This window comes from Labilibaculum manganireducens, assembly GCF_963665805.2.
Classification (GTDB): Bacteria; Bacteroidota; Bacteroidia; order Bacteroidales; family Marinifilaceae; genus Labilibaculum; species Labilibaculum manganireducens.
In genome coordinates this window covers 626,122-651,577 of the sequence record NZ_CAXXEE010000003.1, presented here as the reverse complement: position 1 = coordinate 651,577, position 25,456 = coordinate 626,122, and the positions used below count along the sequence as shown (strand labels likewise).

Sequence of the window (25,456 nt, the reverse complement as noted above, 5' to 3'; positions counted from 1 at the left end):
TAGCTCTCATGGCTCGTTTCATGTGTTTATATTTTTTTATTAAGGTTATATGGAAGTCGCCGTTTGATAATCATACTCGTCTGTGACGAAGAGTTTTTCGTGGCTCGTTTCATCTTTTTCAACATTAATAATTTTTACTTATTAAAAATTTATTTTTACACCTGCCATAATTTTTTTGGACAGTGGGTATAATTCTCCGGTTTCCGGATCCATTCCTGACCAATCGGTTAGTGTAATCATATTATCCGCACTTACATAAACTGAGGCTCCTGATATCTTAAGTACATTCAATAGGTTGTTAGGCAGGTTGTATGCCAGGGTTACATTACGTAAACGGATGTAACTTGCATCTTCTAAATACCGTGATGAGTTTTTATTTGCATTAACCCCTCCTTTAAATGGTTTTGGGTGAGTGGCAACATCTCCTGGTTTTTCCCAACGACTCCAGCCATCAGCCAAATTCATATTATTAAACGAAGCATATGATCCGTCGCTGTCAAATAATTCTCTGTTACTGTTGTATTTATAAATATCATCAACAAAACTTATGTTGGCAGTTAAAGTGAAATTATCAAACGTAAATTTATTAAGGATACCTCCTGTATATGTCGGAGTCCCTTTGGTTCCGGTAAACTGCAAAGTAGCATCAGCGTAGTCTGAAGTTAAACTGATTGTTTCTGTGCCATCTTCGTTTTTCGTAACTTTTTCCCAAAGTGGCTCACCGTTGGCAGGATTTGCACCGTACCATATACGTTGATAGTATGCATCCATATCATAACCTTCTTCGATTCTGGTATTACCACTTGTATAGGCTTTATCTTCGTATATTTCTTCCACCCTGTTTTTGTTGTATGCAAGGTTTAAAGTCATATCCCACTTAAATCTGGAAGTTTTGATTATTTCGGGTGAAACAGTCAGCTCATACCCTTTGTTGGTAACCCGTCCAACATTCATCCATATGCCGCTATAACCAGTCAATGCAGGAAGTGGAACATATGTTAACAGGTTATCACTATTTTTATAATACAAGTCTAAGTTTATACTTACCCGGTTGAATAATCTTGTATTGATGGCTGTATTGTAACTGGTTACTTTTTCCCAACTAATATCAGGATTTCCTTTTTGATAAGGTGTAGCTGCGCTATTTCCATTGTATTGATCTACAAAAGCAAAGTATCCAAGATATTGAAATCCTCCGGGAGCATTACCTACCTGTCCCATGCTGGCAGACCATTTTAAAGTGTTTAACCATTCTACTTCTTTCAGGAATTCTTCGCTATGGGCATTCCAGCCTATACTTGCTGACCAAAAGTTTCCATATTGCTTGTTTGGACCAAAGCTGCTTGAACCTTGTCTGCTAAACGAAGCGGTAGCCAGGTAACGATCGTCATAGGCATATTGCAAATTCACCAGCATACTTTGTTTCGCACTTTCCCCTTTGTACCCGCCAACACTAACAGCTTCTGCAGTGGTGTTAAGTACAGTTAGGCCGGCAGCAATACCTTTGCCTGTGGCTTCGGCATCGTCAGAATGGTAATCTGTATATTCCCATGCAACAAATGCATTCAGTGCATGAAGACCAATAGTCTTGTTCATTCGAAGCATCTGGTTGGTAAAACGGGTTTGGCTAAAACTATAACTATCATATAATGTTCCTCTGTCTGCCTGTCCACTTACAGAACGAGGATCAGTATACCATTCAGAATGTCCAAAATTAAGAGCGATGTTATTCATGGAAGAAAAAGTCAACCATTCGTTAATTTTATAATCAAAGCCGATATTTGCACGAAGATTGTTGCTGCGTGATGTGCCATAATTGTATTGCAGATCGTACAGGTAATTGTTTTCGTCTCTACCATACCAAACTTTATTGTTTGCGAGTAAATATTCTTTACCACTATCAACTCTTGGATCTAAAACAGAACCATCAGGCAAATAAGGTTCATCCCATGGCATGTAAGTAAACATAGCATATGTGGAATGCTGCTGGTCTTTTGTGGTACGATAATCGCCGGAAAAATTCGCTTTTATTTTAAGGCGTTCAGTTGCATTAATATCAAAGTTTGCAATCGCTGAATAACGTTCGTATTCGTATCCTTTTAAAGCACCCGATTCGTTGTAGTAAGTACCGGATAAATAGGCAGTCATCTTTTCGTTTCCACCAGAATAGTTCACGTTATACTCTTGTGCTTTTCCGGTTTGTGTGCCAATCTTCATCCAATCAGTATCCGTGTTTAATACGTCTTCTGTAACATCAGGATTCCATGTTTTATGATAATCATATAATTCCTGAGAATTCATCACTGAGAAATTCCCGGTGTTAAATGTAGTGTATCCGTAGGTCGCATTGACGTTTATTTTGGACTCCCCTTTTTTTGCTCTTTTAGTTTGTAATAAAATAACCCCGTTAGCTGCCAAAGATCCATACAATGATGTGGCCGAAGCATCTTTCAATACAGTAATGCTTTCAATGTCAGCAGGACTATAGCCAGGGTCAGAATTGCCCATTATAATACCATCAACCACCCAAAGAGGTGATGTCGTTCCTGACAATGAACCTTTTCCACGTATAGTGATTTCGGAAGTGGAACCCGGTTGCCCGCTTCCTGCGGATGAGTACACTCCGGCAACTTTTCCTTGAAGCATGGATGCTACATTCGATACAAAAACATCTTTTAGGTCTTCGCTGTCCAATGCTACAGCAGAACCCGTTAAATTTGATTTTTTTGTCGTTCCATATGCAATAACCATAACCTCATCAAGATCACTGGTTGAACTTTTTAGGTTAACATTAATAGTTGCCTGACCGTTAACCGGTACTTCCTGTGATTCATAACCAATAAATGAAAAAACCAAAAGCGCATCTGCTTGCCTTACTTTTAAAGTATAATCTCCATTCATATCAGTTATAGCACCTTGGGTAGTTCCCTTTATTATAATACTAACACCTGGTAATGATTCCTGAGTATCGTTATCCAATACTTTCCCTTTTATTTCAGCAGATTGTGCACTTGCAATTGCTGTGAAAAACAGCATAAAAACAAACAAACTTATCGCTTTTTGAATACCGGGAGTATTGGTCCTTATTTTATTTTTTATATTATTCCGAAAAATATATATTTGTTGCAAATATCTCATAATTAATATCTTAAATCACAATTAGATAAATAAACTATTATACATGTTGTTCCTGATGATTCTGCATCAACTCCCTTTTAATAAGGCAGCATACCATCTTCAAACACTTTTATCTCACTCATTGTAGTGTGGGTTAATCCAGTCGTACGTGTGTCAAGAACTCTAATCCTAAAATATTTAGAAGAATAATTCTTATCAAAAGCGATCGTGTTGTCAGCAGGACGTGGCTGAGTTGCTATAGTTTCTGAAGTCCATACTGTTGTATAATCAGTTCCATTTGTACTTGTTTGCACATCGAATTTGACAGGATCGTTTGATCTGTTGGATGTACTTCTGGTCCAGAATTGGAATCCTCCAATGTTTTTATCTTCGGCAAATGTAATTTGAATATGATGAGGCAGTGGCATAACTTCTGCGCCGGGCTCATCAGACCAGGCTGAATGCCAATAGGTCTCAAAATCGTCATCAATAAGAGATTCCTTAGGTCCTTCCTCAACTTCTTGCGTATAGGTATCAATCATTTCATTTGTCAGCGTATGGAAAGTTTTTCCTGCTTTAGAAGTAAATGAAATGGTTTCTCCATAAGCAGTACCTGCTTCATTTGAGGCATAAGCTCTGGCTTTATAGGCCGTTTTAACAGCTAAACCGTTTAGCGTTGCTGCATAATTCCAATCTTCCTGCAAAATACCATTTGGAGTAAATTCACCTACTGCTGTAAAATTATCTTCTACTGTTGGGTCACGATCTTCAGTCGTCCAGCAAATTCCCATAGCAAGAATTTTTGATCCCCCGTTTGATGTTAGGCTGCCACTAACAACAGCATCCTGACCTGTAATGTCGGTAACTTCGCCTGTAACGGTCACCGGTAAACTGACTGTTTCTTCTTTATCACAACTGGTAATAAAAGAAATTGAAACCATCGCAAATAACAAAAATGCGATCCGGGAAAGATCCATTTTTATGAATTTCTGATAATTACTTTTTTTCATTTTTTGATTCTTCATAAGATTAGAGTTAATGTAACATACAAGATTTAAGTATTGGGTTAATAATATAGTTTCACTCATGACACTGAAGCCATTGCAAGTAATTCTAACGTGATATTTTTTTTAGAACTCATCTGCTGCATTGTGCCAATATCGTCTCATGGCGAAATTGTTTGGAATGAGTTGCATGGTTTAACACGTATTATCTCTTACCCGGAGTAAGAACTATTAAATTCGAGAATATAATATTGGGGATTATTTAATATTGGGAGGTGGATATTTTAGGCTAAGTGGTAGACATTTTCCCATACTGTTAATTTTAAGACACTTACACACATCCACTCAATCAATTTTATTTGAATTCTGCTTGGAAGGCTTCTAACAGATGTCTATTTTTGTTTGTACCTGAACTTAGAAACAGATACATCATGTTGAGAAAAAATTCACCTGCAGCTAAACTGATTCTACTATTACTGGCTTGTACTACGTATCTCTTTTCATACGCAGATGAATCAACGAATTTTATTCATGTAAGAGCAGAATCAGGGAGACAGCAAACCATTGCCACAAGTGTAGCAGAAGATTCACTTGGTTATCTGTGGCTTAATTCGCACACGGGTATTCTGCGCTTTGACGGATATGATTACCGCCAATATTCAAACAGCGAAATATTTGGAAAGGAAGCATCTGCTGCCTCAATTCTCAGCTTATTAAAAGATTCCCGGGGAGACATTTGGTGCGTATCTAAAAAAGGCTCGATTTCCAAACTGATGTCATCAGAAAAATTTTCGCCGCAATATTCCAACATCACCATGTTAGCAGAACATCAAACACTGGAATCTGTATACGTTGGTTCTTCGGTAATTTGGTTGGGCAGCAATTTCGGAACAGTAATCGGTCAGTCTCTTGCCGATTCAACAATTATTAGATTTGACATTTACTCATCCAATGAAACCATTACATCCATTACAGAAGGAAAAAACGATATTGTATGGTTCAGCACCAACAAAGGACGAATCTTTAAGGGAAATACATCAACCCGGGAACTTACCGAACTAAAAGGCCCTTTCAATAATCCATTCAACACCACTATCTTAACAACTGATAAAAATGGAAATCTTTGGATTGGAACAGAACTTTACGGATTATTTTCTTACGATCCGGAAACAGAAACCTACGATCATTTTCACAACAAAGCCAAAACTTCACATTTTGTTCCAACCAATATGATCATCCGCATTTTCCGCGACAGCAAAGGAATCATTTGGGCGGGTACTGACGGAGGCGGACTGTATCAAGTGAATCCGGTAACAAAAGAAGTAAGAAGATACACTCATTCGAAAACCAATAAATTTTCATTACAGAGCAATACAATTATAGGACTGGGAGAAACAAACAACAATGATATCTGGGTCTTCACAAATTATGGCAATATCAATATATTACCCAGTGAATCATCAACTTTTGGATATTACAGCGGCAGTCTTTCGGGTTCCCCGGCAAGGGTTCTATCCATATTAAAATGTAAAAATGGAAATCTATGGATTGGTACTGATGGAGAAGGAATCACCATAATTGATAAAACGGGAAAGGCAGTTCAGCAATTTGCTGCAAAAACCAACACAGCCAATGGACTGACAGGGAATTACATTCAAGCCCTGGTTGAGGATGAAAACCAAAACAAATGGATTGGAACTTACCTTAACGGATTGCTCCTTTACGATACAAAGACAAATAAATTTTCATCGATAAAAGCAGTAAATAAGGTCGGACAGATGGCTACAGATATCAGGTCTTTATTTATCGACAATAAAAACAGAATTTGGGTTGGCAGTAACGTGGGGATATCTGTCTACTCACTATCCGGCAAACAAACAGCCTTTTATCCGCACAATAAAAACGGCCTTAAAGGAAGTATTGCAGAGGTCTTTTTAGAAGATGAAAACAATCAGATTTGGATAGGAATGATTGACGGTGGATTGTTCTTATTTCAAGAGGGAAAAAAATTGGAAGATTCCTTTTTCATCCCTTTTCAATTAGTAAACACTAAAAATAAGCCTGAGAATAGTATCAGCCACGGTACTACAGATGATCACGGCAATCTCTATTTAGTAAATTCTTATTCCAAACTACTTAAATTCAGTACTAAAGAGAAAAAAACAGTACCTATTACCGGATTTAGTAATGAAGAAATTCACGGAGTAATAGCTGTGATTGCTGCAGACAGCTTAAATTTATGGGTTTCACGGGTAAACGGTATTTCTCATCTGGATCTTGCGGCGGGCCGCAGTTATTTTTATTCCTGGAAAAACGGCACTTTAAAAGATCGCTTTCTTTCGGGAAGTGCTGCCAAAGATAAAGATGGGATCCTCTATTTTGGAGGTGTGGGAGGATTAAATCATTTTGATCCCTCCCGAATAAAAAAAACAAAAAAGGAGTTACGCCTTCGCGTTAATCAGCTTAAAATTGTGAACCGGGATGCAGAAGAATTAATTCCGGAACAACTGAAAGCAGGTATCGAACAAATAAAAACTTTGACGCTCAATCACAAACAGACCTCTTTTTCTTTTCAATTCTCAGTAATAAACGATCATCTGGATCCAAACTATTTTTATGCCTACCGGCTAAAAGAATTTGATAATGATTGGATCACCACCGAAAACATGCGGGTGGCCACTTATACCAATATCCCTTACGGCAATTATACGTTTGAAGTAAAAGCAGGAACCAAAAGAAACGTTTGGGATATTCAGACTCAAACAATAGAGGTTAAAATTCTTCCTCCGTTTTGGCTAAGATGGTGGGCTTATTTGATTTATACATTCCTGATTTTAATCATCAGTTTTTTTATCATTCGTTATTCCATTATGTGGGCCCGATTAAAGAAAAAACTGTATTTAAAAGAACTTCAAAATGAAAAGGACAAGGAATTATATGAATTGAAGATGAATTTCTTCGCAAAAATGTCGCATGAAATTCAAACGCCGCTAACCTTGATTTTATCGCCCATCGAAAACATGATTGAACGCGCAGAGGGGAATTTACTGCTTAGACAGCGCCTGCAGGTTATTAAGAACAATGCGAACCGATTGTCGCGGATTGCAATGGAATTAATGACAATACGAAATAAGGAATTGGGAAAATTAAAAATCAGTGTCAGCGAGAATAACATTATTAAAGATATTCATAAAACAGCTCTTTCTTTTATGGAGCAAGCCCGATTCAAGCAAATTGATTTTAACGTGGAAGGAGTTGAAAAAGAAGAAATTATGCTTTGGTACGATCAGCAAAAACTGGAGCATGTAATTTACAATCTTTTGGCCAATGCCTTCAAATTTACTCCCAGGGAAGGAAAAATTACAATCGCCGTTACTGAGAATATTGAAGAAAGAAAAGCAGAGATTAAAATAACCGATACCGGCATTGGGATTCCAAACAATGAACTCACAAATATCTTTAATCTGTTTTATCAATCGAAAGATGGAAAAGCAATTGGAGGAACCGGAATAGGACTGGCCTTAAGCAAAGAATTAATTCTCCTGCACAAAGGGGAAATCTCTGTTGAATCTGAACTCCATAAAGGAACTACATTTACCATTTCAATACCAACCGGTAATCAGCATTTCGGACAGGACGAATTTGCTTATCATGAATCCGGCAGGGAAGAAATAAATGAAACTCCGGTTCTACCTTCAAATATCACTCAGGAATTAAGAGAATTAATTCCTGATGAAAACAAAAAAAACATCTTGATTGTTGAAGACAATTATGAAATGCTGCTGTTTTTGGAAGATAGCTTTAAAATGTTCTACAATGTAAGAGTTGCTCAAAATGGACAGGAGGCTCTTTCCTGCCTGTCTGACTACAAGGCTGATATCATTTTAAGTGATGTAATGATGCCGATTATGGACGGAATTACACTCTGCAAAAATTTAAAAGAGAAAAAATGCACCCGTCACATTCCAATTATATTACTGACAACAAAAAATACGACAAGCTCGAAACTGGAAGGGCTGAAATTTGGTGCTATTGAATACATTAACAAACCATTTAATGTAAAAGAGCTCTTGTTAAAAGTAAACAACATTTTAGACGCTCAAAGAAGAGTAATCGAACAATATCGCGCTGAGATTCTTACAGATTGCAAAGAGCTTGAAATAGAATCTCCGGATGAGAAGTTCATAGAATCGGTTCTTCAGGAAATAGAGAATAATTTTGAAGATCCGGAATTTAGATTGGAAGAACTAGCCGTGAGTTTAAACATGAGCTATTCCAACATTTACAGAAGATTTCTGTCTTTAACAGGTAAAACACTAGTCGATTTTGTCCGCACATTCAGATTGCGAAAAGCCGTTCCTATACTATTTAATCACAATTTAACCATCTCGGAAATTGCTTTTAAAGTAGGATTTAATGATCCGAAATATTTCTCCAAATGTTTCAAGAAAGAGTATAAAAAAACACCTAAGCAATACAAACTAGAATACAAAGCGTTGAGTTCTTCAGATAATTTAAGCCCGGATATTGATTAATTGATTTTCTGATGAATAAGTCCCTCCGTAAATACAAATTTCTTCTGTTCATACTTTCGTCTTTCCTTTTTGCACTTGTATTTGTTACAGGCCTTAAGGGAATTGATCATTTGAGTTCCTCCGATGAATACTGCATGTCTTGTCATGTGCATTCTAATACCGATAATGAATGGAGAATATCATCTCATCACAACAATAAAAGTGGTGTTACCGTTCACTGCGTTGATTGCCATTTACCACCCAAAGAACATATGGCTTATTGGCCTGAAAAAATAAAAGCAGGCGCAAGAGACCTTTACTCCTATTGGTGTAAGGATATGAACAAGATTAATTGGACCGAAAAATCCACTCTGGAAAAAGCAAAGCATCATACGTTCACAGAATCCTGTATCAGCTGTCACCAAAATTTATTTCCCCTGCACTTGTCAAAGAAAGGAGATGAAGCACATCTTTACTATAAAAACAATAAAGCTGATTTGGATTGTTTCAATTGCCATTTAGGTGTTGGGCATGGTGAAAAGAAATCGCACATTGGAAACTTCGATTTTTTAAAATCCTCACAAACTGAAATAAAATACAACAAGGCTGCCGAAGTAAGCGATTTCAAGAATTTCACAGAAAAAATACCGGGAACATCAATTGCTTTTGAAATGATCGCTCTGCCAATAGTTAAAGAATTGAATAAATCCTTTTTTATAGCTAAAACAGAGGTGACATGGAATGAATACCAGGCATTCCTTCGCGAAACTGAATCGGAAGGCCGTACCGAAACCAATACTGATGTTGATGCCATTTCAGGAGCAACCCCACCCTTTGGAGATCCTTCGCAAGGATGGGGAATGGGAAACCGGCCCGCAATTACCATGACCTGGCATGCTGCAAATACTTATTGCAGATGGCTCTCTCAAAAAACAGGGAAAACTTACCGTTTGCCAACTGCCACAGAATGGGAATACGCTACCGGAACCAATGAAAATGAAGAATTCTTTTTTGGTGGTAAAACGTCAGATTATACAGCAAAAAATATTGTTCTGAATCTATTTAAAAAACCGGGTGGTAAAATTAACAATTACGTGATTTGGAAAGAAAACAGCAATGGAAAAACGGGTTTGCCGAAAGAGGTTTTGCCAAACAGATACGGAATTTATAACCTGCCGGGCAATGTTCGCGAATTTTGCCTTGATACGGTAAGAATAGATCAGAAAACCGAACATCTAATCAAAGGAGGATCATTTAAAAGCTCTGCTCAGGAGCTTCTTTGGAGCTTTAAAGATCATACTCAACATGACAAATGGATGATAACCGATCCTCAAATCCCTAAAAGCATCTGGTGGTATTCCGATTGCAATGATGTTGGTTTCCGTGTAGTTTGCGAATGGCCTCAGGAAAATCAGAACAACAGAATCAAATAATCTTCATTTTTACTCTGCGACAATATGAATAGCAATGATTACAACAACAGCCGAAGAAATTTTCTGCGCAATGCTGCCGCTGCAGGAATCATAGGTGCCATTGGAATTAATCCCTTTCTAACTTCTTGTCAATCGGGCAAAAAGAGAGAATATACTTTTCCTCCCATGTTGAACAGAGCTCCTGATGGACCACTTTTAAAAGCTGGAATTGTTGGCTGTGGTTACCGGGGAACTGGTGCCGCATTAAACTTTTTGAATGCCGGACCCAATGTTGAAATTGTTGCCTTGGCTGATGTTTTTCAAGACCGTATTGATGCTTGTCGTTTGAAAATAAAAGAACAAAAGGGACTTGAAATTTCTCCCGACAAGTGTTTCTCAGGTATCAATTCCTTCGGAAAACTGATGAACTGCGACATAGACATTGTGATTCTTGCAACGCCTCCGCACTTCAGACCACAACATTTCGAAGCTTGTGTAAAAGCCAAAAAGCATGTATTCATGGAAAAACCTGTGGCTGTTGATCCGGTTGGTGTCCGTTCCGTAATGGTATCTGCCGAAAAGGCTAAAATGTTGGGATTATCGGTAGTTACCGGTACCATAAAACGTCATCAGCAGGATTACATTGAAACGTTTAAACAGGTAGCCAAGGGAGAAATCGGCGAAATTGTATCGGCTAACAGCTATTACAATGTGGGTAAACTCTGGCACAGAAATCCCCGGGCCGGTTGGTCTGAGCTGGAAAATATGATTCGAAACTGGGTGAACTGGTGCTGGCTTTCGGGCGATCATATTGTAGAACAAAATGTTCACAATTTAGATACCGTGAATTGGTTTGTAGGCAAACATCCCGAAAAGGCTCTTGGTTTTGGTGCCCGGCAGCAAAGAATTACCGGCGATCAGTACGACATGTTCAGTGTCGATTTTGTGTACGATAAAGAGGTTCATTATCACAGCATGTGCCGTCAGATTAATGATTGCAGCAATTCAATTTCTGATCGTATTCAAGGCAGCAAAGGAAGTACAAATTGTGAAAACACAATATACAATCCTGACGGATCGGTAAAATGGACTTTTGATTATCCCCGCAAAGGGAATGGTTCTAACGTAAGCCGACTTGCAACAAATCCTTACGATCAGGAACATATCGATTTGCTTACAGCCATTCGAACCGGCAATCCGGTAAATGAGGCTTTCCAAATTGCAGCATCAACCCTTACCGGTATTATGGGAAGAATAGCTGCTTATACCGGAAAAGAAGTAAGCTGGGACGAAATGATGAATTCTGATTTGTATTTGGGACCAAAAACTTATGTGATTGGAGCTGTTGCTGTTTCAAAAGAAATACCCAAACCAGGAAGTAGTCCGAAGTAAAAAACCGTTTCACCACATTGTGAAACGGCTATATCAATCAGTATTTTATTGGAATCATTACGCCTGATCGTTCCATATTAAAGCGGCTGCGCCTAAAACTGCCGCATCATCGCCTAATTCAGAAGGCAACAGGCTGATTTTATTCTTATACAGAAAGAGTAAATTCTTCTCCATTGCCTCACGAACGGGTTCAAAAAGAAGCTCGCCTGCTTTTGCCAGTCCTCCAAAAAAGAAAATAGCTTTAGGACTGGTTACCGAAGCCACATTTGCCAAAGCTTCCCCTAACATTTTTCCGGTATAGGCAAACACTTCCATCGCCAACAGGTCTCCGTTATTGGCCGCATCAGCAACCATCTTAGCAGTTAAATCATTAAACGGAACAGCCCGCAAAGAACTATCACCCATATGCTTCGCCAACATCTTATATGCAGTTCGTTTTACTCCGGTAGCCGATACATAAGTCTCCAGGCAACCTCTTCGTCCACAGCCGCACTCCCGTCCTTCCGGGCGCATAATAATGTGTCCGACTTCTCCGGCAAATCCATCATGTCCGTAAAGCAAACCGCCGTTTACAACAATGCCGCTACCCAAACCTGTACCCAGAGTAATCACCATGTAGTCATCCATGTTTTTGGCACCTCCGAATATACGCTCACCCAAAGCGGCAGCATTGGCATCATTGGTCAATTTTACAGGTACATTCATGCGTTCCTTCACCAAACGGGAAATTTCCAGCAATCCTTTCCACCGTAAATTGGCGGCATTTTCGATGGTACCGGTATGGTAATTTCCATTGGGAGCTCCAATCCCTATTCCAATTAGTTTCAAATCTTCACCTGAATCTTCAATCGTCTTATCCATTAAATTGCACAAGTCATTCAGAAAATCCTCGAATCGTTCCTGCTCCTGAGTAGGAATGATTCCATTTCCCCATGATTTTCCGTTCGCGTCAATACACGAAAAAACTGTATTGGTTCCTCCTATGTCTATACCTATTGCTATATCTGTCATTCCAATTGATTTTAATACAAAAAATTGTCGTGGTACTACGACCATTACCGTCGTGGTGCTACGACCATTACCGTCGTGGACGACCATTACCGTCGTGGTACTACGACCATTACCGTCGTGGTACTACGACCATTACCGTCGTGGTGCTACGACCATTACCGTCGTGGTACTACGACCATTACCGTCGTGGTGCTACGACTATTGTTTTCCTAAAAATAAAATGTATCATATTCTTAAATTCCATCTCTTTTCATCTGTTTATTATTTGTTTTTAAGTTGCCATATGGTTCCGAAAGCTTTCGGAATTACCAAGCTGAGAATAATCATCTCCCTGTGTGTCAAAATCGCTTTGACATGGACGTTTCATACTAAATATGAGAAACGGTATCGTGTCGGGTTTATCTTTTTTACCCCTAAATCCCCTAAAGGGGACTTTTTTGCTGCATGCAAAACGATAATTCCTCTATATTGTCCGATTGCGGGGGTACACTTCCGCAAAAGTAAGAAATCCAACTCATTTTATTCTGTTTATTCTGTTTCCGATCTATTCGTTACACTGCAAAAAAAAAGGATCGGGAGAATACTCCCCCGATCCTGAGGTATTTATGTGTGGTACTTAAAACGGATTTTCCTCAACTGCTTTTTCCAAGTCTTGTGCCATAGCCACAAACTCTTCAGCATTCATCTCTTTTATATAAACCAAACCATGAGTAGCACGTACCAATGGATGACTATTTTCGTAAAAGAAATTCTTGCCTAAAAGCAACTGAATTTGTTTCAACTGCTGCACCCAAACCTTTTGTGTCAGCTCGTTGAATTTGCCATCGTACTCGTAGCTTGGAAAAGATGCATTCACCTGACTTAAATAACTTTCGGTAAATGAGTTTTCCATAACATCAAGAGCATTCAGAGAAACCGGAACAATAGAATCGGCTTCGGAAGGATGGTATTTAAACCAAACATTTCGGTAACCAACAATTCGAAGTTTCGATAAATCTTCCTCTTCTTTCCACTCCTTAACTGCTCCTGCAATGGCCTGCAATACTTTATAATGAGTATCCGGTCCACTGCCTTCCGGATCCATAGCCAAACTAATAATTGTTGGTTTGTATTTTCTGAATTCCTCCAAAACCGGAAGCATATCCCTGTTCTTTTCAGGTGTTTCTGTAAACACATCCCCCTTATAGAATCCCAAACGCAGGTGATGAACATTTTTTACAGGAGTACCGAAATGAGCCCAAACCAACTCCTCTTCAAACTCACGAATCATCCCTTTCATTTTCTGAACTTCAGGAGAATTTTTACCTCCATCGTAACTGCTTTCCAAATCTGCAATAATAAAAGCAATTGTCTCATTCAGATGTTCCTTGCTGTTTACTTTCCAGGTTTCAACAATAGCACGAATTACACGATGACACAAACCTCTTCGCTTTCCGTTTTGATTTCGGGCTGCAACCGAATTCAGGAAATGATATACATCTTTATCCCATTTCTTACTAAATCCTACCTCGAAGAAATCAGGATATTCAAGCATCTGAATTTCACCTTTGGCGATAAATTCCTGACACTCTTTTAATACACCTATAACAAAACCATTCGTTACTGCGGTAAAACCGGATGTAAGAACAGAAAAATGAACATCATTGGTTGCCGAACGCATCTGACGGTTGGTGTATGGCATAATTCCCAGCATGATATCATCATGATGCGGACCGGTATGGTAAATTACCTCGTTGGTATCAGGCTTCATCCCTTTTTCCAACTTCTTTTTGATGGAATCAATCACAGTCTGAACAGTTCCTTCATTCAAATCAGGAATTTGACTGGTGTAAGGATCAGCCTTTAAATCTTCCAAAGTTAAATGATGACCATACTTATTGATTTTCTGACACAGATCGATAACCGCTCTTTCACTTTTTGCCTTTGTCCAATCTCCTGTTTTGTAAAATTGGTTCACGCTATCGGTCAATTTACAGGCCGCTCCCGTTGTTAAATAAAAGCGGCTGTTTTTCTGACGCTGAAGTACCGAAGCCGGATAAATCGCATCAGGTTCGCTTTCCAGTGATCCTTTTACAATATCAGCTTTAGCTTCGCCTGCAGCAAAAATAATGGAAACAGCATTTGGATCGTGAGTGATTGTATCCAAGCCAATGGTTATTACCAAACGGTTTCTTGATACTTCAATACCGCCCAAATCGCCTGCCGCAACTGCTTGTGTCTCGAAATTTGTTTTTGTTAACCGTGTAGTCGAAAAATGATCCGATCCACGGGTGTTAAAGGCAATATGACCATCAGGACCAATTCCGCCCAGGAAAAACCCAATGCCGCCTTTATCGCGGATTTTTTGCTCGTAAGAAGTACACCAGTTATCAATCATGAAAATTGATTTCTGCTGCATCTCTTCCACAACACTTGTTGCCTCGCGGTAACGAAGCGACAAATCAATATTGTAATCAGGAAAAACTTCCAAAAAATGTTTATTGTCCACCAAAGGAATTTCCTCTGAATTAATCAGTAACGAATTGGATTTCTCCAAGCCAAAACCTTCAATATAGTATTTCATCACATAGTTGTAAAAACTATTGTGCTGGCGCGGATCAATCGGGTAAAACTCATCAATCTGAACAAACTGCAAACCACTCAAATCTGGTTTTGCCATGTTCCCAAGTCCATACTGACTGCGGATTTCGATTCCTTTAGGCTTGTTCCAATTCTCAAGAAGAAACTGAGTATACTTGATAAAATACTCCGGAGTTTTACCGGTTGGCAAACTAATTACTCCCTGAGGGTTTTGTTCTGCCCACTCCAAAAAACGAAGTGAAGTCATCAAACCCAATTTTGGAAAATTATCAACCGTTACATAAGGTATTTTGGCTGTAATTTCCTGCACTCCTGATAATTCATGGAATGCCTGCTCTACTTTTGATGTAAATAATGTTTTCATTTTCTTTTTATTTCTATAATCTCTTAACCTTACTCGTTTAAAACACTTCACTTTCGTGAGAGAATGACTGTTTGTTTTAAATTACGCTACCACACGATTAAATACCGGGTTTGGTATCAGAAACAAAAACCTTGTTTATTACACTGATAATTCTTTGCTGTATTTTGATACCACTTGCTTCATTTGCTCATATTGCTCTTCCATGCTTGTTAATAATTTGTACTGAGCATGAGTTCTGATTAAATTGTGCTGCGGTGATTTTATTTTGTAATACTGATCTCCGTCGATATAGTCCATTAAAAAACGAAGAACCTGTTCGAAAGTGATGTATCTGGCCGAAAAAGCAAGGTATTCCAATTCCGAAGCTGTTAAAAACGAAACTGTTTCTTCCAGATATCCTTTGGTATATGCCTTGAATATTTCCATGTCCATGCTCACCTGATCCAAATTCTCATCATCCTCCAAGCCAGTATTGGTGTATGATCTCATAGCATCCCCGTAATCATTCAGCACGGTGCTGTTCAATACGGTATCCAAATCGATCACACACAAATCATTTCCTTCTTTATCAAAAAGTATGTTGTTGATTTTAGTGTCGTTATGAGTTACCCGTGTAGGAATGGTTCCGTTCTCAACCAAAGTCCAGAATTCAAGCATTTCCTTACGGCGATTCTCAACCCAGGCAATCTCTTCAGTCAATCCAGCCTTACGGCCTGCAGGATCTTTACTCAATACTTCATCCCATTGCTTAAAACGGAATCTGATGTTATGAAAGCCTGGAAGAATATCCACCAATGGTTCTTTCATATCCGATAACATCGATTGAAACTTACCGATTCCCTTTCCTCCTGCATAAGCCAATTCCGGACTGTCCGCAGCTTCATAGGTCAGGTTGTCTTTAATAAAAAGACACATTGTCCAAAAGTCGCCCTCTTCATCTTTGTAAAACAAATCACCATTCTTTGCAGGTGTAATTGTCATTGCTTCGCGCATGATATCACCACCTGCTGCAGCTATTTTCTGCTTAAGGTGAGTTGTCACTTTTAAGATATTTCCCATCATTCCGGGAACATCCTTAAAGATGTTCTTATTCTTGCGTTGAAATAAATAGCTTGGGTCTTCTTCAGCAACGGTCGTTACAATAAATGTATCGTTAATAAACCCTTCCCCAAGAGGTTTAATATCTGCTATTTCCCCTTCAATAGAGAATTTCGAAGCTATTTCTTTTAAATTATTTGTCATATTTCATCTTTGAATGAGGGCACGGCAAATGATTACTCATGCCCAAATTGGATTCATTATTTTGTTCTTATTTTATGTCCTTTTAAACCGTAGTAAAGAATATAAAGAAAACAAGGAACACAAACCCAGTAGGCATTTTGTGCTCCGGCAAAATCCTTCATAAAACCGTAGATTGTTGGAATTAAAGCACCACCAACAATAGCGATAACCATTAAGGATGAGCCTGCTTTAGTGAATTTTCCCAAATCAGTCATTGCAAGCGGCCACAAAGCAGGCCACATTAAAGAACATCCCAAGGCCATAAAAGCGATAAAGTAAATCGATAAATCCTGAGGTGAAAGCACAACCATTAAGGATCCAAACAAGGCTGTTACCGCGCAAATTCGAAGAGCTGTAGCCTGATTAAGATATTTAGGAATTAAAGCGGCTCCGCAGATGTATCCAATAACCATACCTATCGGCGCAATCCATGCATAATATTCCGCATTGGCTAAGCCCAGAGCAGTTGCATAATCAACCAAGGTTCCTAACGAAACGGTTTCAACTCCAACATATAGGAAAAGGGCAAGCACGCCTAACAAAAGGTGTGGAAACTGCCAAACTGATGTTTTATTTGCTGCATAAGGACAATCGTCTGCTGAATCTTCATCTTCTCCTACTGCTTTTACTTCAGGCAGTTTAGCCAATAGTGCCAATACTCCCAGAAGAACAAAAACACCAATAATAATGTAAAAAGGGATGTTTATGTCGGTTAGTGATACACTGTCCACTTCTTTTCCAATAATCAAAGCCAAAAATAACGGCGCAATCGGCCAGGCCAGTTTATTGGCAATCCCCATGTAACTCATCCGCTTTGCGGCACTTTCAATAGGTCCCAATATGGTAATGTACGGATTGACAGAAGCCTGCAGGAAAGTATTTCCCATACCGCTAATGAAGGAAGCCAGCAAAAACAGAGGCAGACTTTCCATTCTTGCAGAAGGAATAAATAAATAAAAACCAACTGCAAACATGATAAAAGATAATGCCATTGTTTTTTTGTAGCCAATTTTACCAATCACCAATGATGCTGGATATCCAAAAATCAGAAAGGCTGAGAAAGTAGCTGCAATCACTAAGTATGATTCGGCAGAAGAAATATCCAAAGCTTTATTTAAAAGCGGAATAATATAACTGTTTATCCCCAGTGCAAATCCAATTGCAAAAAACATGACTCCAACTATAATAAGAGGAACTACGTACCTATTTACCTTAGTATCCACTACTTGTGCGCTTACCATAATTTAAAATTTATAAGATTACTATTTCTGTATTATATTCTAATGTCTAAAATAATCGCTTCCTCAAATTGTGTTTTTCATCAACTGCTTTACACAATCCACTAAATTACCGGCATATTTCTCAGTAGTTGCTTCGGCGTAAATTCGAATAATGGGCTCCGTATTTGATTTTCTGAGGTGTACCCATCCTTCAGGAAAACTAATCTTCAACCCGTCAATGGTATTGCAGGGATAATCGATAAATTTCCTGCGAACCTGATCCAGGATTGCATCCAAATTGGAAACACCCTCCAACTCTATTTTCTCTTTTATAATTTTATAGTCGGGATAACTTGCCCGCAGTTCTGAGCAGGTTAATTTTGATTTAGCCAGATAGGTAAGAAATAATGCCACTCCAACAAGGGCATCTCTTCCATTGTGCAGTTCAGGATAAATCACACCTCCATTGCCCTCACCACCTATTACTGCCGAATGATTCTTCATTTCGCGCACCACATTCACCTCGCCTACTGCTGATTCATAGAACTCAACGCCATGCTTTTTGGCAATTTCGCGAAGTGCCATGGTTGATGATAAATTGGCAACTAAACTGCCTTTTGTATTTTGAAGTACATAATCAGCGACCGACACCAAAGTGTATTCTTCGCCAAATGCCTGCCCGTTTTCACAAACCAAAGCCAAACGATCAACATCCGGATCTACAACAATACCAAGGTCTAACTTTTCATTCTTAACACATTCCGATATTTCCACAATATTTTCAGGGAGAGGTTCCGGATTATGGGCAAAATTACCATCAGGATTGCAATTGATTTCCGTCACCCTTTTCACTCCTAAAGCTTTCAGCAACTGAGGAATTGCAATTCCCCCCACCGAATTTACAGCATCAACTGCAACGGAAAAATCAGCTTCTTCAATCAGTTTTTTATCCACTAATGGCAGATTAAGAATATGCTGAATATGAGTTTCCAAGTAATCATCTTTCTTAGAGTACTTTCCTAAATCATCAACATCATTGTAATTGAAATCCTGTGCTTCAACAAGGCGAAGCAAATCCTTTCCATCCTGATCAGAAATAAATTCGCCTTTTGCATTTAATAATTTAAGTGCATTCCAATTTTTAGGATTGTGACTTGCTGTAATAATAATACCTCCGCCGGCTTTTAAATCGGTAACAGCCATTTCTACTGATGGTGTTGTTGCCAATCCAAGATCAACTACTTCGATACCAACTGAAAGCAATGCCCCAACCACCAGTTGGTTTACCATCTCCCCGCTGATTCTGGCATCACGGCCAACGATTACTTTTTTAGCTGCACCGCTGTTTTGCAGCCACATGCCAAATGCTCCTGATATGCTGACGATATCCATTGGTGTTAAGCATTGCCCTGGTCTTCCTCCAATAGTACCTCTAATACCTGATATTGATTTTATTAAAGTCATTTTTCTCTCCTATAAAATTATGCCCACAACTTTGAAGGATATATTCCCTTCTCTATCAATTTTCCAATCGCTTTAACCGCTTTTTCTTTATCTTCCCGGTAAGTCACTCCAAACCACTGAGCATCCGACTTCAATACTTTAACCTGTGTTTTTCCATCTTTAATGATATTGGCAACTACAGAAGGAATAAAAAATTCAGATTTCAACTGATCCCCTTCTTCCTTCAGAAAAAGGGTAAACTGAGCTTCCAGATAATCGAATAGTTTAGGAGTAAAACCCCAAAAATTCATCGAAACAGTCGTTTGCGGAACCAGCTGAACCCACTCTTCATTCTCCTTGTATGCGATTCCATTTTCCAACTTCTCAATATGAGTCCGTTCAACAACGGTAGTCAGGTGATCATTCTCATTTGTTCCGCAAACTCCTCTTGATACCGAACCGTTTTCTGAAATGGTATTGCCTAACTGGTAGCCAACCATGCAGTTTTCTTCATCAGTAATAGAGTTGCTTAAATACTCTGCAATAGTTGTAAAAGCCTCAACTCCATAGTAATCGTCTGCATTAATTACTGCAAAAGGTTCATTAATACAGTCTTTAGCCATTAAAATTGCATGACCTGTTCCCCAAGGTTTTTCACGTTCCAAATTATATACTGATCCCTCAGGAACCTTTCCTATTTCCTGATTTACGTAATCAACTTCAATCTTACCAGCTAATTTTGCATTAAAAAGTTCTTTAAACTCTTCCTCAAAACTCTCTCTAATCACAAAAACAATCTTACCAAAACCGGCCTCAATTGCATCATGTATCGAATAATCAATAATGGTTTCATTCGTTGGCCCAATCGGATCGATCTGCTTCAATCCCCCATACCGACTTCCCATCCCTGCGGCTAATACCAATAACGTAGGTTGCATATCTTATCTAAATATCAATGTTCAAATCAATTTTTACCCTTCAATTTTATCCTTACCAATACATTTCTGCAAAGGTTTTCTCAAAAAAAAAAAAGCAACCACCTGCCGTGCATCACTACTACTACAATGTTCCAATGGTTTTTAGAAAAGGCAGATGGTCACCATACTTTATGAAAATTGCTCCCTGTAAGAACACTACTTCTACACAAATCTTCAACGCAAGTTGAAAACAACAGGGAGACAATTCTCTTCTTAACTAATCACTAACTGTTACTTAAATATTTTTTTCATAACGTTTGCCATGGTTCCCATAAGAGCGGCATCATCCAGCAAATCAGAATTTACCAGCTCAGTCTCCGAACTAATTTTATCCATAGCATATTTATTCATCCACATGCTTACCGGACTGATTATATATTTTCCTGCCTGAGCCAATCTTCCTCCAATAATTATCATTTCAGGATTCAGTAAGTGAATCAAAGTCACCAAACCTTTCCCCAGATATTCACACATCTTGTTCAATTGGTCAATAGCAAACTGATCACCGGCTAAAATTGCATCCACAACAGCTCTTAAATCAATCTTTTTCCCCTCATCCTGATATTTGGCTAAAAAGCTTTCCTGACCTTTCTCAATTCCTTCTTTTATCTGCCGCACCAAAATCTTCCCTGAGGTCAGCGTTTCCAGACAACCAATTTTCCCGCAATTACAAAGTGTTCCCTCCGGATCGATTAAAATATGACCAAACTCACCGGCAAATCCATTTTTACCACTATGCAATTCACCATTCAAAATCATTCCCAAACCAATACCATTACTTAAATTCAAGCACAACACATTCTTTTTATCTTTGGCCTTTCCAAAAGCTTTCTCACCTAATGCCATGGTACGGGCATCATTATCAAGCAAAATTGGAAATCCAAGTTTCCGGTTCAGATAAGCCCTTAGACCTTCTTCCGCAAACGACAAATGCGTATGGGTCAATCCTTTTTCAGCATCAACCAAACCAGGAATTGAAATTCCTGCAGCCAACACCTTTTCCCTCCCAATATTTATATTATCAAGAGCAACATTAATTTTTCCGATCAATGCCTGACAATACTCACTGCTGTTTTCCAACTCAAATTCTTTAAACTCCTCGCGGTATATCAACTGATTGTTCAAGTCGAAAACAGCTAAATTGAGTGTATGCAGATTAATATCAACACCAACTACATATTGATATTCAGGATTCATACAATATAAATTTGGACGTCTTCCTCCAATTGATTCTCCAATTCCATTTTCAAGAATCACCCCAAAACCCAAAAGATCTTCAACAAGCGAAGCAACCAAAGGCTGACTCATTTTTGCCGTTTTCACGATCTCTGCAATTGAAGCAACTCCATTATAATACAAATGGGATATTATTCTACGATACTGATCCTGCTTCCTATTTTTAGCATTAACAGTACCTTCAAGTGTCTTTTCGTATAGAAATTCTAATTCCAATTTAATCTCGTTTTTAATCATTTTTTTGAAAGGATAAATATATATAGTTTTCGCAAAGAATCATCATCTTTTAAAATATTTTTTAAAAGATGATGATTCTTTAAAATGAAGTTATTAATAAAACACTAGTAAATACCAGGCCTTACTAAGACCCAAAGCGGACAAAAAAATAATTAGCCCTTTATTAAAAGAACCGTTATATCCCGGTACTAATTTTACTGTATTCTTAAAAATCCTTAATTCACAATCACTTTTCCCGATTCTCTTTTCGGCTTTACTAAAAAATACTACCTTTAGTGCTCTTGAATAATTAACACTAAAATTTAACGGAGGAATATACTAATGAGCAAAGAAATTTTAAGCCTCGAACCTAAGGCTATTTGGGAAAACTTTTATTCATTAACACAAATACCACGCCCATCGAAGCACGAAAATGCAATTCAGGATTTCATGATGAAATTCGGACAGGATTTGGGACTGGAAACCATTAAAGATGCTGTTGGGAACATCATCATTAAAAAACCGGCGACCCCAGGTTTCGAAAACCGTAAAGGAATTGTACTGCAGGGTCATCTGGATATGGTGCCTCAGAAAAATGCTGACACCGTTCACGATTTTGAAAAAGATCCTATCGAAACACTTATTGACGGCGATTGGGTAACTGCAAAAGGAACAACTCTAGGTGCTGATAACGGAATGGGAGTTGCTGCAGCAATGGCTGTTCTTCAGGCTGCAGATATTGAGCATGGTCCTGTTGAGGCTTTATTTACTGCTGACGAAGAAACAGGAATGACCGGTGCTTTTGGTCTTCAAAACGACGTTTTAGATGGTGATATCCTTCTAAATATGGATTCGGAAGATGAAGGCGAACTGTATGTTGGTTGTGCTGGTGGTATCGATGCCAATATTACTTTCAAATACAAAGAAGACAAACTTGAAAAAGGATATGTTGGCTACAAGCTATACATGAAAGGCTTAAAAGGCGGTCATTCAGGAATGGAAATCATTTTGGGCCGTGGAAACTCAAACAAATTATTGTTCCGCTTCTTAAAAGTGGCAACTAAAAAATACAAACTAAGAATGTCTTCTGTTGACGGTGGATCTTTGCGTAATGCGATTCCCCGTGAGTCGTTTGCAATTGTTGCCGTTCCTGAAAGATATACTGAGAAATTCCTTGCCGGAGTTGCTGAATACGAAGCAATCTACAAAGCGGAACTTTCTGCCGTAGAGCCTGATTTAGCATTTTTTGCTGAGCCAACCGATGCTCCAAAGCACGTGTTCAAAAACAAGAGCCAGAAAAATTTAATCAACGCTATCTACGCTTGTCCTAACGGTGTTATCCGCATGAGCGATGCCATGCCGGGATTGGTTGAAACATCAACTAACCTTGCACGTGTGGTAAGTGAAGATGGTGTTGTTACCATTCAGGCCTTATTGCGTTCATCAGTAAACTCAGCAAAAGACGATTTGGGACAAGCAATTGTTTCCACTTTTGTATTGGCTGGCGGGAAAGTAAAATTGGAAGGTGAATATCCTGGATGGAAACCAAACATGGATTCTCCAATCTTGAAAACCATGCAGGAAGTGTACAATAAAAAATACGGAAAAATTCCTGAAATCAAAGCGATTCACGCTGGTTTGGAATGTGGTTTATTAGGAGCTGTTTATCCTCATTGGGATATGATTTCTTTCGGACCAACGATCCGTTTCCCTCACTCTCCGGATGAGAAAGTTAAAATTGATACCGTTACTAAATTCTGGGATTTCTTAGTTGAAACTTTGAAAAACATTCCAGTTAAATAATATTATCAAATACTGATATCTAAGGAACGTACGATTGTGCGTTCCTTTTTTTTTATAGCATAAGAATTTAACCACAAACTAAACTCGAAGGATACCCACTAAGCCACACAAAGAAAAAAGAGTTGAATCTTTCCTCTTGCAGGGTATCGTAAAGCAGTGAAGATTGTGAACGCAATTTGAAATCATATTGTGAACAAAGTACCGACAGGCGAAAGGGTGTATCACAAAAAACCCCATCGCTTTCTTTTAAACTTTCCGATATCTTCCTAAAATCAGAAAAATCACCAAATAGAAAATTACACCAATCATTATTGCAAACACCAACGAACCCAAGGCAAATTGCAGGTAATTTTCACCCAAATTCCTTAAATCCATCAAATCGGGCACTTCCTTCTGGAATTCACCATGCAAAACAAGCGCTCCGGTCTGATAACCCGCAATTACAATTAAAGGAATTAATGGAGGTATACTGCTGATATTCACGGTTATCAAAGCCAGCACTTTGTTTAATTTCAGAAACAAAGCTAAGCTTATTGCAAGTACTGTTTGAAAACCCCAAGCTGGTGAAAATGCAAGAAATACACCTAATGCCAAAGACAAAGCAATAACAGAATTGGAATTGTCGGTACAGGTAACTTCCGTAACAATAACTTTTTTAAGTTTGTCAAGTTTAAATCTTTGCATCACTTCCTAATAATTCATCACCTTCATCAGCAAACAAATCGCACTGATAATTGTTTACTAATCACCGTTCTCTGACAACTGTTTACTGTTCATTGTTTCAATCCATTTCCCTTCAGTTGTCATGAAACGCCTCATTAAATTAGCAGTCATACACGAATGAACCGGCAAAATTCCAATTAAATCTCCAATTACGAATTCATCGAATAACTCGTCGCTGCAGCGGATAATTCCATGTTCCTGAGACAGGCTTGCTAAATACCCTCCGCCTATAATTTCACTCCATCCATTTTTGGTAATGCGAACAATACTGCCAAAAAGTTTCGTTCCCTCGTCATCTGCTTCCAAATATTCTTTGGAAAAATGCACTCCACCACCATGAATTACCAATTCGTTGCGATCAATATTTCTGGCAATAACAGGACAGGCCATCGCCACAGCTATTTGATCCTCATCGCACGATCCCAACACGTATTGCATAATATCGTAAAAGACAAAATTCCCCGGACGAATTTCATCAATCCCATAAAATTCATCGCTAATACTGCAGGCTGGTGTATCCCCTAAGGATACTTCAAGACCAGGAATTTCTTTTCGAAAAACATCCTTTAATTCATTTAAATCCAGTAGTGTTTTACTATGGTTCTTGTGTATTTCCTTTTGATCTGAAGCCTGATAATTATGCCCTGTATGAGCCAAAAAACCCTTGCAGTTTAATTTATCGGATTCATTCATTAAATTTACCAATAAGCGAATAGAACCAGTTGCTTCAGCAGGCATACCTGAGCGCTGAGAACCTGTATCAACTTTAATAAATACACCAACAGCATGTTTTAATTCTGATTGCAAAAACGCAATTGTTTCCTGCGATTCAACAACTAAATTCAGCTGAATTTTTGAAGCTAATTCGTTAATCAAATCAATTTCACGCACATTTACAGCAATAGCAACAGTAATATCTTTCCATCCGTTATTGGCAAAATATTCCGCCATTTGCATGGATGAAACAGCAATTGAATCTACTCCTCTTTCTTTGAACCACTCACCAATCTCAGCCGATTGATGTGTTTTAAAATGAGGACGCAAACGCGTATTGGAACGCTTTGCCTTGGCCTGCATTGTTTCAATATTGGCAATGCATTTTGCTTTGTCAAGCAAAAGAGTAGGACGAATTATTTTGGAATCTAAATTTTGCATCGAAATTA

15 protein-coding genes are annotated in these 25,456 nt (G+C 38.5%); 4 read left to right on the top strand and 11 right to left on the bottom strand.

The features are described from left to right. Positions 1-141 precede the first annotated feature (141 nt). Both ACHZAX_RS02675 and ACHZAX_RS02670 read right to left on the bottom strand, forming a co-directional pair. A complete protein-coding gene (locus tag ACHZAX_RS02675) occupies positions 142-3,138 on the bottom strand; it encodes a SusC/RagA family TonB-linked outer membrane protein (protein ID WP_320017914.1) in 2,997 nt (998 codons plus the stop codon). A 77-nt stretch (positions 3,139-3,215) separates the two neighbouring features. Next, complete coding sequence (locus ACHZAX_RS02670) at positions 3,216-4,142, bottom strand: discoidin domain-containing protein (RefSeq protein ID WP_320017913.1); 927 nt, start codon at positions 4,140-4,142, stop codon at positions 3,216-3,218. 410 nt (positions 4,143-4,552) lie between these two features. On the opposite strand from ACHZAX_RS02670, the gene ACHZAX_RS02665 reads away from it, so the two are divergent. Genes ACHZAX_RS02665 through ACHZAX_RS02655 form a run of 3 tightly spaced genes read left to right on the top strand, consistent with a single transcriptional unit; the run spans position 4,553 to position 11,439 of the window. After that, on the top strand, positions 4,553-8,656 hold the full coding sequence (locus tag ACHZAX_RS02665; RefSeq protein ID WP_320017912.1) for a hybrid sensor histidine kinase/response regulator transcription factor: 4,104 nt from the start codon (positions 4,553-4,555) through the stop codon (positions 8,654-8,656). Positions 8,657-8,667: 11 nt separating this feature from the next. Continuing rightward, a complete protein-coding gene (locus ACHZAX_RS02660) occupies positions 8,668-10,068 on the top strand; it encodes a NapC/NirT family cytochrome c (RefSeq protein WP_320017911.1) in 1,401 nt (466 codons plus the stop codon). A 24-nt stretch (positions 10,069-10,092) separates the two neighbouring features. Next, positions 10,093-11,439 (top strand): Gfo/Idh/MocA family protein, encoded by a 1,347-nt coding sequence (locus ACHZAX_RS02655; protein ID WP_320017910.1) that lies wholly within the window; start codon positions 10,093-10,095, stop codon positions 11,437-11,439. Positions 11,440-11,496: 57 nt separating this feature from the next. Here ACHZAX_RS02655 and ACHZAX_RS02650 read toward each other — a convergent pair whose 3' ends face one another. The 7 genes from ACHZAX_RS02650 to ACHZAX_RS02620 form a co-directional block, all read right to left on the bottom strand. Further along, positions 11,497-12,450 carry an ROK family protein gene (locus ACHZAX_RS02650; protein WP_320017909.1) on the bottom strand — a complete coding sequence of 318 codons (954 nt, stop codon included), beginning with the start codon at positions 12,448-12,450 and terminating at the stop codon, positions 11,497-11,499. A gap of 616 nt (positions 12,451-13,066) precedes the next feature. Next, positions 13,067-15,394, bottom strand: a complete 2,328-nt coding sequence (locus ACHZAX_RS02645; protein ID WP_320017908.1) for a glucosamine-6-phosphate isomerase — start codon at positions 15,392-15,394, stop codon at positions 13,067-13,069. A gap of 138 nt (positions 15,395-15,532) precedes the next feature. Next, positions 15,533-16,636, bottom strand: a complete 1,104-nt coding sequence (locus ACHZAX_RS02640; RefSeq protein ID WP_320017907.1) for a phosphotransferase enzyme family protein — start codon at positions 16,634-16,636, stop codon at positions 15,533-15,535. A gap of 56 nt (positions 16,637-16,692) precedes the next feature. Then, entirely contained in the window at positions 16,693-17,916 is a 1,224-nt protein-coding gene (gene gluP, locus ACHZAX_RS02635; protein ID WP_320017906.1) for a glucose/galactose MFS transporter, read from the bottom strand. A 63-nt stretch (positions 17,917-17,979) separates the two neighbouring features. After that, positions 17,980-19,359 carry a phosphoglucosamine mutase gene (gene glmM / locus ACHZAX_RS02630; RefSeq protein WP_320017905.1) on the bottom strand — a complete coding sequence of 460 codons (1,380 nt, stop codon included), beginning with the start codon at positions 19,357-19,359 and terminating at the stop codon, positions 17,980-17,982. A gap of 17 nt (positions 19,360-19,376) precedes the next feature. Next, entirely contained in the window at positions 19,377-20,276 is a 900-nt protein-coding gene (locus ACHZAX_RS02625) for a nucleotidyltransferase family protein (RefSeq protein ID WP_320017904.1), read from the bottom strand. A 270-nt stretch (positions 20,277-20,546) separates the two neighbouring features. Then, positions 20,547-21,788, bottom strand: a complete 1,242-nt coding sequence (locus ACHZAX_RS02620) for an ROK family protein (protein ID WP_320017903.1) — start codon at positions 21,786-21,788, stop codon at positions 20,547-20,549. A 321-nt stretch (positions 21,789-22,109) separates the two neighbouring features. On the opposite strand from ACHZAX_RS02620, the gene ACHZAX_RS02615 reads away from it, so the two are divergent. Then, a complete protein-coding gene (locus ACHZAX_RS02615) occupies positions 22,110-23,570 on the top strand; it encodes an aminoacyl-histidine dipeptidase (RefSeq protein ID WP_101310783.1) in 1,461 nt (486 codons plus the stop codon). 246 nt (positions 23,571-23,816) lie between these two features. Here the strand turns inward: ACHZAX_RS02615 and ACHZAX_RS02610 are convergent, their stop codons facing one another. Together ACHZAX_RS02610 and ACHZAX_RS02605 are read right to left on the bottom strand one after the other, a co-directional pair. Continuing rightward, positions 23,817-24,254, bottom strand: coding sequence for a DUF2062 domain-containing protein (locus tag ACHZAX_RS02610; protein WP_320017902.1), 438 nt, complete (start codon positions 24,252-24,254; stop codon positions 23,817-23,819). Between the two features lie 57 nt (positions 24,255-24,311). Further along, complete coding sequence (locus tag ACHZAX_RS02605) at positions 24,312-25,448, bottom strand: alanine racemase (RefSeq protein ID WP_320017901.1); 1,137 nt, start codon at positions 25,446-25,448, stop codon at positions 24,312-24,314. Positions 25,449-25,456: the final 8 nt, after the last annotated feature.

Coding starts and splice junctions, on each gene's coding strand:
- ACHZAX_RS02650 (WP_320017909.1), bottom strand. CDS start 12,450: ATGACAGATATAGCAATAGGTATAGACATAGGAGGAACCAATACAGTT.
- ACHZAX_RS02615 (WP_101310783.1), top strand. CDS start 22,110: ATGAGCAAAGAAATTTTAAGCCTCGAACCTAAGGCTATTTGGGAAAAC.
- ACHZAX_RS02645 (WP_320017908.1), bottom strand. CDS start 15,394: ATGAAAACATTATTTACATCAAAAGTAGAGCAGGCATTCCATGAATTA.
- ACHZAX_RS02605 (WP_320017901.1), bottom strand. CDS start 25,448: ATGCAAAATTTAGATTCCAAAATAATTCGTCCTACTCTTTTGCTTGAC.
- glmM (WP_320017905.1), bottom strand. CDS start 19,359: ATGACTTTAATAAAATCAATATCAGGTATTAGAGGTACTATTGGAGGA.
- ACHZAX_RS02675 (WP_320017914.1), bottom strand. CDS start 3,138: ATGAGATATTTGCAACAAATATATATTTTTCGGAATAATATAAAAAAT.
- ACHZAX_RS02620 (WP_320017903.1), bottom strand. CDS start 21,788: ATGATTAAAAACGAGATTAAATTGGAATTAGAATTTCTATACGAAAAG.
- ACHZAX_RS02665 (WP_320017912.1), top strand. CDS start 4,553: ATGTTGAGAAAAAATTCACCTGCAGCTAAACTGATTCTACTATTACTG.
- ACHZAX_RS02660 (WP_320017911.1), top strand. CDS start 8,668: ATGAATAAGTCCCTCCGTAAATACAAATTTCTTCTGTTCATACTTTCG.
- ACHZAX_RS02610 (WP_320017902.1), bottom strand. CDS start 24,254: ATGCAAAGATTTAAACTTGACAAACTTAAAAAAGTTATTGTTACGGAA.
- ACHZAX_RS02655 (WP_320017910.1), top strand. CDS start 10,093: ATGAATAGCAATGATTACAACAACAGCCGAAGAAATTTTCTGCGCAAT.
- gluP (WP_320017906.1), bottom strand. CDS start 17,916: ATGGTAAGCGCACAAGTAGTGGATACTAAGGTAAATAGGTACGTAGTT.
- ACHZAX_RS02625 (WP_320017904.1), bottom strand. CDS start 20,276: ATGCAACCTACGTTATTGGTATTAGCCGCAGGGATGGGAAGTCGGTAT.
- ACHZAX_RS02640 (WP_320017907.1), bottom strand. CDS start 16,636: ATGACAAATAATTTAAAAGAAATAGCTTCGAAATTCTCTATTGAAGGG.
- ACHZAX_RS02670 (WP_320017913.1), bottom strand. CDS start 4,142: ATGAAGAATCAAAAAATGAAAAAAAGTAATTATCAGAAATTCATAAAA.